General features: G+C 69.2%; 8 protein-coding genes and 3 pseudogenes. 3 read left to right on the forward strand and 8 right to left on the reverse strand.

What is annotated here, in order from left to right; genetic code table 11:
• Positions 1-10: 10 nt before the first annotated feature.
• The 6 genes from AB0I69_RS10525 to AB0I69_RS10550 form a co-directional block, all read right to left on the reverse strand.
• Positions 11-1,927, reverse strand: coding sequence for a HAMP domain-containing sensor histidine kinase (locus tag AB0I69_RS10525; RefSeq protein ID WP_363095203.1), 1,917 nt, complete (start codon positions 1,925-1,927; stop codon positions 11-13).
• A gap of 31 nt (positions 1,928-1,958) precedes the next feature.
• Positions 1,959-2,705, reverse strand: coding sequence for a response regulator transcription factor (locus tag AB0I69_RS10530; protein ID WP_359610206.1), 747 nt, complete (start codon positions 2,703-2,705; stop codon positions 1,959-1,961).
• Positions 2,706-2,823: 118 nt separating this feature from the next.
• On the reverse strand, positions 2,824-3,411 hold the full coding sequence (locus AB0I69_RS10535; protein WP_363095204.1) for a hypothetical protein: 588 nt from the start codon (positions 3,409-3,411) through the stop codon (positions 2,824-2,826).
• A gap of 52 nt (positions 3,412-3,463) precedes the next feature.
• Positions 3,464-4,669: an ABC transporter permease gene (locus tag AB0I69_RS10540; RefSeq protein WP_363095205.1), complete on the reverse strand. Its 1,206-nt coding sequence runs from the start codon at positions 4,667-4,669 to the stop codon at positions 3,464-3,466.
• A gap of 43 nt (positions 4,670-4,712) precedes the next feature.
• A complete protein-coding gene (locus AB0I69_RS10545) occupies positions 4,713-5,465 on the reverse strand; it encodes an ABC transporter ATP-binding protein (RefSeq protein WP_363095206.1) in 753 nt (250 codons plus the stop codon).
• Complete coding sequence (locus AB0I69_RS10550; RefSeq protein ID WP_363095207.1) at positions 5,462-6,595, reverse strand: peptidoglycan-binding protein; 1,134 nt, start codon at positions 6,593-6,595, stop codon at positions 5,462-5,464. Before AB0I69_RS10550 ends, AB0I69_RS10545 begins: the two co-directional genes overlap by 4 nt.
• Before the next feature lie 815 nt (positions 6,596-7,410).
• Here AB0I69_RS10550 and AB0I69_RS10555 point away from each other — a divergent pair.
• A pseudogene (locus tag AB0I69_RS10555) lies at positions 7,411-8,073 on the forward strand (serine/threonine-protein kinase); the annotation flags it as partial.
• Between the two features lie 805 nt (positions 8,074-8,878).
• A pseudogene (locus AB0I69_RS10560) lies at positions 8,879-8,974 on the forward strand (hypothetical protein); the annotation flags it as partial.
• Positions 8,975-9,241: 267 nt separating this feature from the next.
• On the opposite strand, the pseudogene AB0I69_RS10565 reads toward AB0I69_RS10560, so the two are convergent.
• Positions 9,242-9,571, reverse strand: a pseudogene (locus AB0I69_RS10565) (hypothetical protein); the annotation flags it as partial.
• A gap of 5 nt (positions 9,572-9,576) precedes the next feature.
• Complete coding sequence (locus AB0I69_RS10570; protein ID WP_363095208.1) at positions 9,577-10,599, reverse strand: LLM class flavin-dependent oxidoreductase; 1,023 nt, start codon at positions 10,597-10,599, stop codon at positions 9,577-9,579.
• Positions 10,600-10,946: 347 nt separating this feature from the next.
• Between AB0I69_RS10570 and AB0I69_RS10575 the strand changes: the two genes are divergently transcribed.
• Positions 10,947-12,653: a carbohydrate binding domain-containing protein gene (locus tag AB0I69_RS10575; protein WP_363095209.1), complete on the forward strand. Its 1,707-nt coding sequence runs from the start codon at positions 10,947-10,949 to the stop codon at positions 12,651-12,653.
• The last annotated feature ends 102 nt before the right edge of the window (positions 12,654-12,755 follow it).

The following is a 12,755-nucleotide window of genomic DNA, read 5'->3' on the forward strand; positions in this document are numbered from 1 at the left end:
TGCCGCCGCTTCACTCGCCCTCCGCCCGCCTCCCTGGCAGGCGGAGGGCGATGGTCGTCCCCTCGTCCACCGTGCTGACGGCCGTTACCTCTCCCCCGTGCGCTTCGGCCAGGCGTCGTACGATCGCCAGCCCGAGGCCGCTGCCGCCGCTCTGCCTGCTGCGGGATTTCTCCGCCCGCCAGAAACGGTCGAAGATGTGCGGCAGTTCCTCGGCCGGAATTCCGCACCCGGTGTCCGAGACGGTGAGGACGACGAAGCGTCCCCGTTCCGGCTTACCCGGCACGTGCACGTCGGTTCCCCTCCCGGGGAGCCCCTCGTCGAGTTCGACCGTCGCGCCCAGGGTGACCGACCCGCCGGCGGGTGTGTGGCGCACGGCGTTCGACACCAGGTTGTCCACCATCTGCCGCAGCCGGACGGGATCGGCGTCGACCACGACGGCCGGGTCCGCCGTCACAAGCAGGGTGATGTCGGCCGCGCCCGCCGTGGCCCGGGCGGCGAGCACGACGGCCGAGAGCAGGTCGGCGACCGGAACCGGAACCGGGGACAGCCACAGTTCTCCCGCCTCCGCCGCCGAGAGGTCACGCAGGTCGTCGATGATGTGCTGCAACTGCATGGCCTGCCCCAGCAGTGTCGTCACCAGACTGGCGTCGGGCTGGGCGAGACCGTCCTCCACCGCTTCCAGCCATCCCCGGAGATTGCTGACCGGGGTACGCAGTTCGTGCGCGATGTCGTTCGTCATGTCGCGGCGCAGCGTCTCCAGTTCCTCACGACGCTCGGACATGGCGTTGAACGCGGCGGACAACCGGGCGATCTCGTCCCCGCCGCGCACGGGAACCCGGGCGGACAGTTCACCGCCCTCCATGCGCAGGGCGGCGGCGGTGAGCACCCGCAGCGGCCTCACCAGACGGATCCCCGCCAGGCTGGTGACGGTGACCGTGACCACGACGACCGCCGCCGCCCACCCGGCGATCCGCAGCTTGTTGGCGGCGGAGAGGTCGAAGAAGGTCGTGGCGGTGCGCCCGGGGCTGGCGACGTACAGGACCGCCGCCGGGGCCACGTACGGCGCCAGTTGCTGGGCTCGGCTCGTCGCGAGACACGAGGCGACGGCCGAGGCCGGGGGCACGGGCTCCTTCCCCGGCGTCCAGTCCCCGGTGATCGTCAACGTCACCGGGCCCGTGCCGCGGCGCCGCAGACAGGAGTCCACAAGGGAGTTGAGGGTGGACAGCGGCTTCTTCTCCGAGGACACCGGGGCGTCGAGGACCGCCAGCGGACACGGGGAAGCGCCGATCGCTCCCCCGTCGTTCGCGACCACCCGTGGACGGCCGCTGGCAAGCACCTCCACATGCGCGAGGACGCCCGAGTCCTGGCGCAGGCACCGGGTCAGTCGGCCCGCGATCTGGCGCAGGTTCAGGCTGTCCGCGGCGGACAGCCTGAACGGCCCTACGGCCCTGGGATCGATGGCCGCCGCTTCCGTCGTCCCCGTGCCCGTGGCCCTGCTCAGCTCCGGGTCGGTGGCGAGCGGGTTGACAGTCGCGGTCGCGTTGCCCGGGGGCTGGAAGGCGTGGCCGCCGCCCGCGCCGGAGTCCGCGAGGGCCCGTCCCTGCTCGGTCGTCAGGACGACACGGTGTCCGGCTTCGCTCGCGAGCCGTCGAACGGTCGGGCCGACCCCGGTCCAGCCGGGGTGGGTCGCGGCCCAGCCCATGAGGGTGTCGTAGATCCGGGCGTCGTCGGCGAGCGCCTGGCCCCGCTCCTTGCTGAGGGAGATGGCGGTGGTGTGCACGACCACCCACGCGGTGGCCATGATCGAGCAGACGGAGACGAGGGCGGACACCGCGAGCAGCCGGATCAGCAGACTGCGCCGCGGCATGACGGTCGCCGAGCGGGGTCTCTTCGCCGGTTCGTAAGGGGGCTCAGCGTCCGTCGTCACGCTCGGCCGTTCCGGCGCGGACGGCTCCGTCCTAGCCACGGGGGACGTTCTGGCGGTGATCGTCGACCAGCTTGTATCCCACTCCGTACACCGTCACCAGCGGCATCGGGCCCGTTCCGCCGGCTCCGGCCCGCTTGATCTTGCGACGCAGGTTCATCACGTGCACATCGACGGTCCTGGGGGTGATGAAGGGGTCGGAGCCGTGCAGCCGTTCGAGCAGCTGATTGCGGGTCAGGACATGGCCGGGGTGCTCGGCCAGCATCTCCAGCACCTTGAACTCGCCCGGCGTGCACGTGATCGGCTGCCCGTAGGCACACACCTCGTACCGTGCGGGATCGACCGAGACGGGACCCGCCCGCAGCAGGGGAACACGCTCGGTCGCCTCCTGCGGGGGCGGCGCGGTGCGCTCCCCGCGCCGCATCAGTGAGCGGATGCGAGCCATCAGCTCACGCGGGCTGAACGGCTTCGTCATGTAGTCGTCGGCGCCGAGGTCGAGACCGAGCAGGAGGTCGTCCTCCGAGGACCGGGCGGTCAGCAGGAGCACCGGCAGGTGCGCGAGAGCCGAGTCCGCTCGGACCACCCGGCACACGTCGAGTCCGTCGACTCCCGGCATCATCACGTCCAGGACCAGAAGGTCCGGGAGACGGCGGCGCATCGATTCGAGAGCGGAGCGGCCGTCGCCGGTGACCGTCACGGCATGACCTTCGTGCTCCAGGTAACGGCGGATCAGTTCGGCCTGGTCGACGTCGTCCTCCGCCACCATGACATGTGCGCACATGTGCTCGATTCTAGATTCGGCGGAGGCGCGTTTCGCATGCTCAGCACGGGACGGCCATCAGTTCATGACAATGATCTGACAATGTCGCCGTTCCCCGCGGACGTCCCCGCAGCCCTCGTCAGGAGTGGGACCCGAAGGACTTCACCGTGCACGCGGCGTTGATCTGGTCGTAGTCGCCGGGGACATCCGCCGAGGTCTGCGTCCAGCTCATCGGCTGACTGTCGGTGGCCGGTACGACCACCGCCGGCACTCCGTGGCTGACGAGACACTTCACGACGGCCACGACGTCCTCGTCGTAGTGCGGATTCTTGACGGGGTCCAGCTCGGGCGGCTGAAGAGGAGCCTTGTCCTTGCAGGCCTCCTCCGCCTTCCTGCGTACCGCGTCGGTCACCTGGCCGTTGGCGTTCGAGCCCATGCCGTTCCTGGCGAGACAAGCCGCATAGATCTTCCGGATCTGCATCCTCTTCTCGGCGGTGTCGTCGAGCCGGAGCTGCACACCCGGCGATTCCCCCGGGGAGGCGGACGCGCCGGCGCCGGAAGCCGACCGCGAGGCTTCGGAACCCGCGACGGGCGGCAACGAGGCCACGCCCGCTTTCCCGGCCTGCTGGTCCCGGCCCGAGCAGCCGGTGACCAGCAGACTCGCGGAGATCACGGCAGCGGTCAGGGAGAGCGGCACAAGCCTGAACCGGCTTTTGTACGTGGGCATATGGCTGTTTCCTTTTCTACGGGGGAACTCAGGTCGCGCCCTACGGGGGAACTCAGGTGGTGGCGAGGGCCTCGGTCGGGGTGAGCCGTGACGCGCTGACGGCCGGATACACGCCGGCCAGCACGCCGACCGCAAGGGAGGCGCCGATGCCGCGGGCGAGCACGCCGAGGGGGATGACCACAGGCCAGCCCTGGATCACCGCGTAACCGGTGGTGCAGGCCGCCCCGATGGCGGCGCCCGCGAGCGCGCCCAGCAGCGACAACACCACCGATTCCGTGAGGAACTGGCCCCGGATGTGTCCGCGGCCGGCCCCCAGCGCGCGGCGCAGGCCGATCTCCCGGCGTCGTTCGAGGACCGAGATGTACATGGTGTTGGCCACGCCGATGCCCCCGACCGCGAGCGCGATGCCGGCCAGCGCGACGAACAGCGTCGAGTAGGCGCTCTGGGCGACGAGCTTGGCCGTGAGCGCGTCGGAGGGGTTGGTGACCCGTACGAAGCTCGGAAGCGGAGGGTAGACCGTCGCGGCGAGCACCGATTTGACGGCGTCGATCGCGCTGTCCGGAGCCTTCGCGTAGACCACTGTGGGATGTCCGTCGAAACCCAGGTAGCGCTGGGCCGCGCTCCACCCGACGAACACGGACAGCTCCAGATCGGGATCGAGCGGCATCGGGTCGAGGATGCCGGTCACGGTGAACCACCGGTCTCCCAGCCGCAGTAGCGGAGCATCCTCGCCGACGGTCAGATGGCTGAAGCCGAGCGTGCCGGCGGCCCGGTATCCGAGCACGACCGTCGGAAGCGCCGCGGTTCCCGCGTCGATGAAGTGCCCGGTGTGGACCGAGCCTCCGACCAGGTCGAGGAGATTGGGCCGTGCCGCCAGTACGGTCAGCGCGGCGGTGTCGTCAGGGTCGTCGAACTCCGTGCGCCGGACGGGCTGGTGGGTGTTGGCGACCTCGCTGGTGGCCGTCACGGGTCCGATCCTCGCGGCCATCGCGGCGGCCTGTGACGGCAGCTTGATCGGCTCCTGTCCCTCGGGGACCAGGGGTTGGGCCTTGAGCCGGTCGGTGCCCAGCGCGGTCAGTCTGTCCAGCAGTGCCTGCTGGCTGGAGGCGGGTACGGCGGTGACAAGGATCAGCGTGGCGACACCGACCGAGATACCGAGCGCCGAGAGCAGGGCCCGGACCTTGCGCATCCGAAGTCCCGTGAGGCCCACTCTGATCAGCTCGACCGGCCCGAGACGGACCACCCTGGCCGTCGTCACACCACTGCTCCCGGCGGCCCGACGCCGAGCCCGCTTCGCACGGCTATCCGAGGCCATGGGTGGCTCCACGGCGAGTGTCGCGTGCATCGCTCATATCGCGTGTATCGCTTGTCAGTTGTCCGTCGCGGATCTCCACGCGACGTGGGAGCCAGGCGGCGATGTCGCGGTCGTGGGTGATGACGGCGATGGTCGTGCCCTCCCGGTTGAGAGCGGTCAGGAGTTCCATGACGGACTCTCCGTTGGCGGTGTCCAGCGCGCCGGTCGGTTCGTCGGCGAGGATCAGGGCCGGGTCGTGGACGAGGGCGCGCGCGATGGCGACGCGCTGTCGCTCACCGCCGGAGAGCTGTGCCGGCAGATGACCGGTGCGGTGCGCGAGCCCGACCCGGCCGAGGGCCTCTTCGGCCAGGGCACGCCGATCTCGACGGGGAACACCGGCGTACAACAGCCCGGTCGACACGTTCTCCACCGCGGTCAGCCCGTCGGTGAGGTGGAACTGCTGGAAGACGAAGCCGAGCATGCGGCCCCGCAGCGTGGAAAGCCGCCGGTCGTCCAGCTCCGTGACGTCGGTCCCGCTGATCTCCACCCGGCCGCTGCTCGGCCGGTCCAGCGTGCCCATGAGGTTGAGCAGCGTGGACTTTCCCGAACCCGACGGCCCGACGATGGCGAGGAGTTCGCCTTCCTCGATCGACAAGGACACCTCGTGCAGCGCGGTGACACCGCCCGGAAAGCTCCGGCTGACCCGGTCCACCCGCAGTACGGGACGGGGGGCGTCCGCGTCCGACGGTCGGGGGGTCATGAGGCGACCACCACGGTGAGCCCTGCGGCGACACCCTTGCCACTGACCTCGACCAGTCCGGTGGCGAACATGCCCGTCTGCACCCTCACCAGTTCACCGCCCGGTCGCTGTACGACGAACCCACCGCCGCTGAGGGCGACCAGGGCGCCGACCGGCACGGTGAGCACGTTCTTGTGGATCTCGGAGACGAACTCGACCTGGACGTCGGCCTCGTCGAGGCTCGCCACGTCCGACGCGCGCTTCGGCAGGACCGTCACATTGGTCTTGGACGAGGAGTCGTCTCCCGAGCCCGGTTGCGCGTCGGGTTGCGCGGAGTCGTTCTGGGCGGTGCGGGCGATCCCCGACACCGTGCCGGGGACCTCCCCGCCGGGAAGCACGATGGTCACGGTGTCACCGGGTCTGACCGCGGACACCTGCTGAGCGTTGACGGGCACGGTGATCACCTTCTTGGGCGAGACGTAGCTGAGGATGTCTTCGGCCACCGGGTCGCCGGTCTGTGCCTTCACGCTGTTCACGCGTACGGGGCCGGACAGCACGACGACGTCGCCGGCTTTCAGCTCGCCGGTCGGTTTCAGCCCCACGTCCTGCTGCCACCTCTTCAACGCCGCGGCGAGGGCTGCCGTGAAGGTCGAACCCTGCGCCTGGCCGGCCGAGCGCTGTGCCGTCCCTTCGAAGCCCACGTCGTAGCCGAGGGCCACGAGGTTGTTCCGCAGAACGGTCACGTCGTTCCCGACCAGACCGACCTTCTTCAGATCCCGGAAGAAGGGGGTGTCCCCGTAGAAGACCGGGACGGGTCTGTCGTCGACCCTGTAGAGCGCCTTGCCGCGCACGGTCGTCGCACCGTTCGACGGAAGCTTCGTGAGCGTGCCCTCACCGGTACCCTTCAGGTCCCTCACCGGCCCGAACCCCAGCTGGCCCGCTACGGTCTGACTGTTGCTCAGATCCCGGCGGACCACCTTGGCGGTATGGACGGAAGGCGCGGCAGTGGCACGCGAATCGGACGCGTCGTGCGGGTGCCGCACCACAGCGACAGCCCCGACCGCACCGACGGCCACCACCGTGGCCAGCACCACCGCCGGAACAACTCGGCTACGGCCACGGGACTCGCGGGACGCGGCGCGCTCAGCCATCACAGTCCCCGGCGCGTACTCGCTCGTCCGGGCACGGCCATGTCATGGCACGACGCCACATGCGCCACGGGGAGGGGCGGTCTCCCCCGATCAACAGCGCCCGTTCCGGCCGCCGTTCTCTGTCTACGATCGTGAGCATGACCCAACCATCGCGGGCCGATGTAATCGGACTGTCAGACGACGGTCAGGGGGTTTTGTTGCTGTGCACAGATCTTGGTGGCGCCGTCGGATGCTGTTGGTTCACACGGAGGTGAACGAGAGCGAGCGGTGCTGACAGTGGGCCCTGACCTCTTCAGCCCTGGCAGATACCTCCCCCGGGTACAACGCGGGCCGAAGCATCGTCGACGCAAAGCGCCATCGCAACCGCATCGGCGAGACCCTCGTCCTGGCCGCACCCGGCCCCTGCCTCCGCCGAGACGGACGCGGCAACATGGGCGAACTCCAATACATCGCAGGCGAGTTGGACGCCCTCTCCGCCATCCGCCCAGTCGTAGAAGCGGTGCTCGCCTGACGGCCGACCCCACACGCGACGCCACCGCCGGACACGTCTCCGCGCACGAACGCTCCCTGCCGGGACGGCCGACACGGTGGCGTGGTCGGCCCACTTCGGCGCGACAACACCGAGCGGTCGGCACAGCATGGAGAGAGGAGGGATTCTCGGCCGCATGACGGCAGTAGTGAGGAGCCATGATGGGTGCACCTTCTGCACGGTGCCCATGCCTGCCCGATCACTGCTCGGGAGCATCATGAGCAGCGAGGAAGAACGACTGCTGGCCGGCCGGTATCTCCTCGTCGAGCAGCTCGGCCGCGGTGGGATGGGGACCGTGTGGCGGGCCCGGGATCAGGTGCTCGGCCGTGAGGTGGCGGTGAAGGAGCTGACGGTAAGCGGTCTGCCGCACGAGGACCTCGTGGTGCTGCACGCCCGCATGGAGCAGGAGGCACGGGCCGCGGCGCGGGTCAAGCACCCGGGGGTCGTCACCGTGTTCGATGTGCTGGAAGAGGACGGTCGACCGTGGATCGTGATGGAGCTGATCGACGGACAGTCGCTGGCCGACGTCATCGCGACGGAGGGGACGCTGCTTCCACGGGACGCGGCCCGACTCGGAGCGCAGTTGCTGTCGGCGCTGGACCGGGCGCATCAGCTGGGGGTTCTCCATCGGGACGTCAAGCCCGCCAACGTGCTGCTTGAGCGTGGCGGCCGGGTGGTGCTCACGGATTTCGGCATCGCCGTCATGGAGGGCTCCAGTGGTCTGACCCGCACCGGCGATGTCGTTGGCTCACCGGACTTTCTCGCTCCGGAGCGTGCGATGGGCCACCGTCCGGGCCCGGAGTCCGATCTGTGGTCGCTCGGCGTGACGCTGTACGCCGCAGTGGAGGGACGGTCCCCGTTCCGCCGCACCACGACAATGAGCACCTTGCAGGCGGTGGTCGCCGAGGAACTTCCGGAACCTCGGCACGCGGGCCCGCTCGCTCCTGTCATCGAAGCACTGCTTCGCAAGGACCCTAACGAGCGGCCCACCGCTGAGCAGGCTCTGCGGATGCTGAGCGATGTGGCGGCGGGGCTGCCGGTGAACTCTGCAGCATCCGGGGCAGCGCACCATCCGCCCACGCAGGCGGCGGCGCCTACGGACGACAACGGCGGCGGGCTCTGCGCCCGGGCACCGACCCGCGCGACGCCGCCCACGTCGGTTCCGTCGCTCGGGTCGGTCTACCGACCCGAGTCCGGTCCGGCGACACACCCCCAAGGGCGGGCGCCCACCGCGCCGACCGTACCGGTGCCTTTCGCCCAGCACGACGACGATCCGGGTAAGGCGGGCAACACCACGCGGAGGCGACGCAAGTCGCTGATGATCGCCGGGGCCGCACTTGCGGTGGCTCTGGTGGGAGGCGGCGCCGCGGCCGTGGTGATGACCGGCAACTCCCATGACACTTCCCAGCCCGCGCCCGACACCTCCCGGAGCACGGCCCGAACGGCTGCCCAGACCCCTCCCAGTGACGCAGCCAAGACTGCCGCACCGGTGCGGACTGTGACCACCACCCCGACGGTGACGAAAGCGCCGCCGGCCACGGTGACGACTACGGTTACCCCGCCTGCGGGTATCGCGCCGAAGGGCCCTGCCACATCCTGCAACTACACCAGCAGCCGTCCAACGATCAAGAACGGCTCGTCCGGCGCAGCGGTCCAGCAGGCACAGTGCTATCTCAACTTTTCGATGACGGGAAACACGATTCCCGAGGACGGAAAGCTTCGGGCCCGTCACCGAGGCGGCGACGAGGCGGTTCCAGGCCTGCGCGAAAATCACAGTCGACGGGCTCATCGGCCCGGAGACGTGGTCCTACCTCATCTACTGGGCCAGTTCGCCGAACTACCTGTGCTGAGGCCGATACCGGGGCTGGCCACCGAGCCGGAACCCGGACGCCTTCGCCTACCGCAAGACGATCATCGTCCCGTTCTCGGCTGTAGTCGGGCCCGCATCTCCGACCCGGCCTCGATTGACGTCACCGCCCAACTGCACTGCTTTCACCTGCCAGTTGGAGGTGGGCTAGGTCATCTCGGTCAACGTGGAGGTATCGGAGAGAGCGCTGCTCGTCGTATGAGGGGTTGCCTCGAACACGCTGTCCGGGCGGGCCTTACCGCTGCACAGTCGCCCCGCTCTCCCAGGCGAGCGCGAAAAACCGTTCGATGCGGCCGAGGTCGAGGTCCCCGGTCAGCGGTACGGCGACGATCGCGTGGTCAACGTTGGCCGCGAGGATCTGCCCCTCGGACCGCTTGGAGGAGGCCGAACGCACGAAAGCGGTACGACGCGGCAGAAGCGTCCGCACATAACGCGGGTTGCCGCCCTCGGGGTCGACGGCGACCCAGTCGCCCGTACACACGACCTTCATCGGATCACGCGGGACGACGAACTCGGTGTCGGCACGGCGCACCGACAACGAGCACGTACGCGTGCTCAGGCTCGTTCGGGGCGTGGTCAGAGCACTCAGCGCCAGCCGAGCTCCGGTGCCACCTGGGTCAGGATGCTCTCCAGCACATGGGCGTTGTAGTCGACCCCGAGCTGGTTCGGGACGGTCAGCAGGAGGGTGTCCGCGGCCTGGATGGCCTCGTCCTCCTGGAGTTGCTTCACCAGTACGTCCGGCTCGGCGGCGTACGAGCGTCCGAAGATCGCCCTGGTCGTGTCGTCGATCATGCCGACCTGGTCGCGCGAGTTGCGGTCGCGGCCGAAGTAGGCCCGGTCCACGTCGTCGGTCAGGGCGAAGATGCTGCGGCTGACCGACACCCGCGGCTCTCGCGCGTGGCCCGCCTCCTTGTACGCCTCGCGATACGCCTCGATCTGCTTGCGCTGCTGGACGTGCAGCGGCTCGCCCGTCTCGTCGTCCTTCAGGGTGGAACTCTGCAGGTTCATCCCCAGCTGCGCGGCCCACACGGCGGTCGCGTTCGAGCTGGAGCCCCACCAGATCCGTTCGCGCAGTCCCTCGGAGTACGGCTCGACGCGCAGCAGCCCCGGCGGGTTGGGGAACATCGGCCGCGGGTTCGGCCGCGCGAAACTCTCGCCCTCGATCACCTTCAGGAAAGCCTCGGCGTGCTGACGGGCCATGTCCGCTCCGGTCTCGCCCTCCTCGGGGGCGTAGCCGAAGTAGCGCCAGCCGTCGATCACCTGCTCCGGTGAGCCACGGCTGATGCCGAGCTGCAGTCGGCCGCCGGAGATGAGGTCGGCGGCGCCCGCGTTCTCGGCCATGTACAGCGGGTTCTCGTAGCGCATGTCGATCACGCCGGTGCCGATCTCGATCTTCGAGGTCCGCGCGCCGATGGCCGAGAGCAGCGGGAACGGGCTGCCCGCCTGCTGCGCGAAGTGGTGCACGCGGAAGTACGCGCCGTCCACGCCCAGCTCCTCGGCGGCGACCGCCAGGTCGATGGACTGGTGCAGGAAGTCGGCGGCGGACCGGGTCTTGGAATGCGGACTCGGCGACCAGTGACCGAACGAGAGGAAACCTATCTTCTTCACGCAGGCCAGAGCGTCCGGCGGCCACGTTTGATTCCCCCCTCTCCCGTCGGCACACGGTGGACTTGGCGAAGTTTTGACTGCGGGCAAGGCCCGCCACACAGACAGTCATCGGTCACACACCTCCCCCACCACGAACCGGACCACATGCGGCAACGCGTTGCTGCCGCTACCGCCTTCCACCCGGCCGGAGTTGACCGACCCACCCCCGGACGGATCCAGTTGGTCTAGTCCTCTTGACGGAGGACCCCGCGAGCGGTTTGGTATGTACCAATATCCCGCGCACCCCGCCCCATCCCACCCCTCCCCTCCACTCCGCCCCCGGTGGGCATCCCAAAAGGGGTACTGTCATGCACCTGGCAAGACTGGCCGCTTCCGTGTCCGCCCTCGCGCTCTCGGTCACCGGCGTCACCGTCGCCCTGGCCCCCGCGAGCAGCGCCGCGGGAAGCAGCGTCTACTCCGTGGCTCCCTACGTCGACATGTCGAACAGCCAGGAAGGACTGCTCGACACCGCCATCACCGGACACAAGCTCAAGGCCTACACCGCGGCCTTCGTGCTCGGCGTCGGCTGCAACCAGATCTGGGGCGACACGCTCCCCATCGGCAACGACTCCTACACCGACCCCTTGATCGCCAAGGCCAAGTCCGAAGGCGCGTCGGTCATCGTCTCCTCCGGCGGTGCGAGCGGTGAGCCGCTGGCCTGGACGTGCTCCACCCAGAGCAGCATCGACGCCGGATACCAGGCCATCATCAACGACTACGGCGTCACCCAGCTCGACTTCGACATCGAGGGCGCCGCCATCGCGGACACCGCGGCAGCGGCCCGCCAGATGCAGGCGATGAAGGACCTCAAGGCGTCCAACCCCAACCTCCAGTTCTCCATGACCCTGCCGGTGCTGACGAGCGGGCTGACGGGCGACGGCGTCAACATCCTCAAGGCCGCCAAGAACGCGGGCATCAAGATCGACGTGGTCAACATCATGGCCATGGACTACTACGCCGGTACCGGCACCGAGATGGGTCAGGGCGCGGTCTCCGCGGCGAAGGCCACGCTGGCGCAGATGCAGTCCGTCGACTCCGGTTACACCTACGCCAACCTCGGCATCACGCCGATGATCGGCAAGAACGACGACGGTTCCACGTTCACCCTCGCCGATGCCCAGACGGTGGAGAGCTTCGCCGCGCAGAACAGTGTCGGGCGGCTCGCGTTCTGGGCGATCACCCGCGACCAGGCGTGCAGCGGAAGCGCCAACTCGCTGCCCACGTGCAGTGAGATCAGCCAGAACAGCCTCGCGTTCACGGACGCGTTCGTGCCCTACGAGGGCAGCTCGGGCGGCGGCGGAGGCACCACCACGGACTTCTCCATGTCCCTGTCGCCGGGCTCCGCCTCGGTGGCTCAGGGCGGTTCGGCGACCGCGGCCGTCTCCACAGCCGTCGCCTCCGGAAGCGCCGAGTCCGTCAGTCTCTCCGCCTCCGGCGCACCGTCCGGGGTGAGTGTCTCCTTCAGCCCCAACTCCGTGACTTCCGGCGGAAGTTCGACGCTGACGGCGACGGTCGGCTCGTCCGTGGCCGCGGGTACGTACCCGATCACCGTCACCGGCACCGCCACGAGCGGCAGCCACAGCGCGACCTACACGCTCACGGTCACCACGAGTGGAGGCGGCGGTGGCGGCGGTGGCTCACTGACCAACGCCGGCTTCGAGACCGGCAGTCTGAGTCCCTGGACCTGCACGGGCGGCAGCGCCGTGGTCTCCAGTCCGGTGCACAGCGGCAGCCACAGCCTCCAGGTCACCCCGAGCTCCAGCGCCACCGGTGAATGCGACCAGAGCGTCACCCTGTCCCCCAACACCAGCTACACGCTGACCGCTTGGGTGCAGGGCCCGTACGCCTATCTCGGCGTCACCGGCGGAGCCTCCGCGAGCACCTGGTCGAACAGCACGACCTGGAACCAGCTCAAGACGACCTTCACCACCGGCAGCAGCGGTGCGGTCACGGTCTACGTCCACGGCTGGTACGGCCAGTCCAACGTGAACGCCGACGACTTCACTCTCAGCTGAGAACGGGTTCCACGCACCAGGGCCTCCTGATGCAGCTCGGTGATGCGACACCGACGAGCTGTTCAGGAGGCCCTGTTCGTATGCGCCGGCGAGCGGGGTGTG

The sequence above is a fragment of the Streptomyces sp. NPDC050508 genome (genome assembly GCF_040655155.1).
GTDB lineage: Bacteria > Actinomycetota > Actinomycetes > Streptomycetales > Streptomycetaceae > Streptomyces.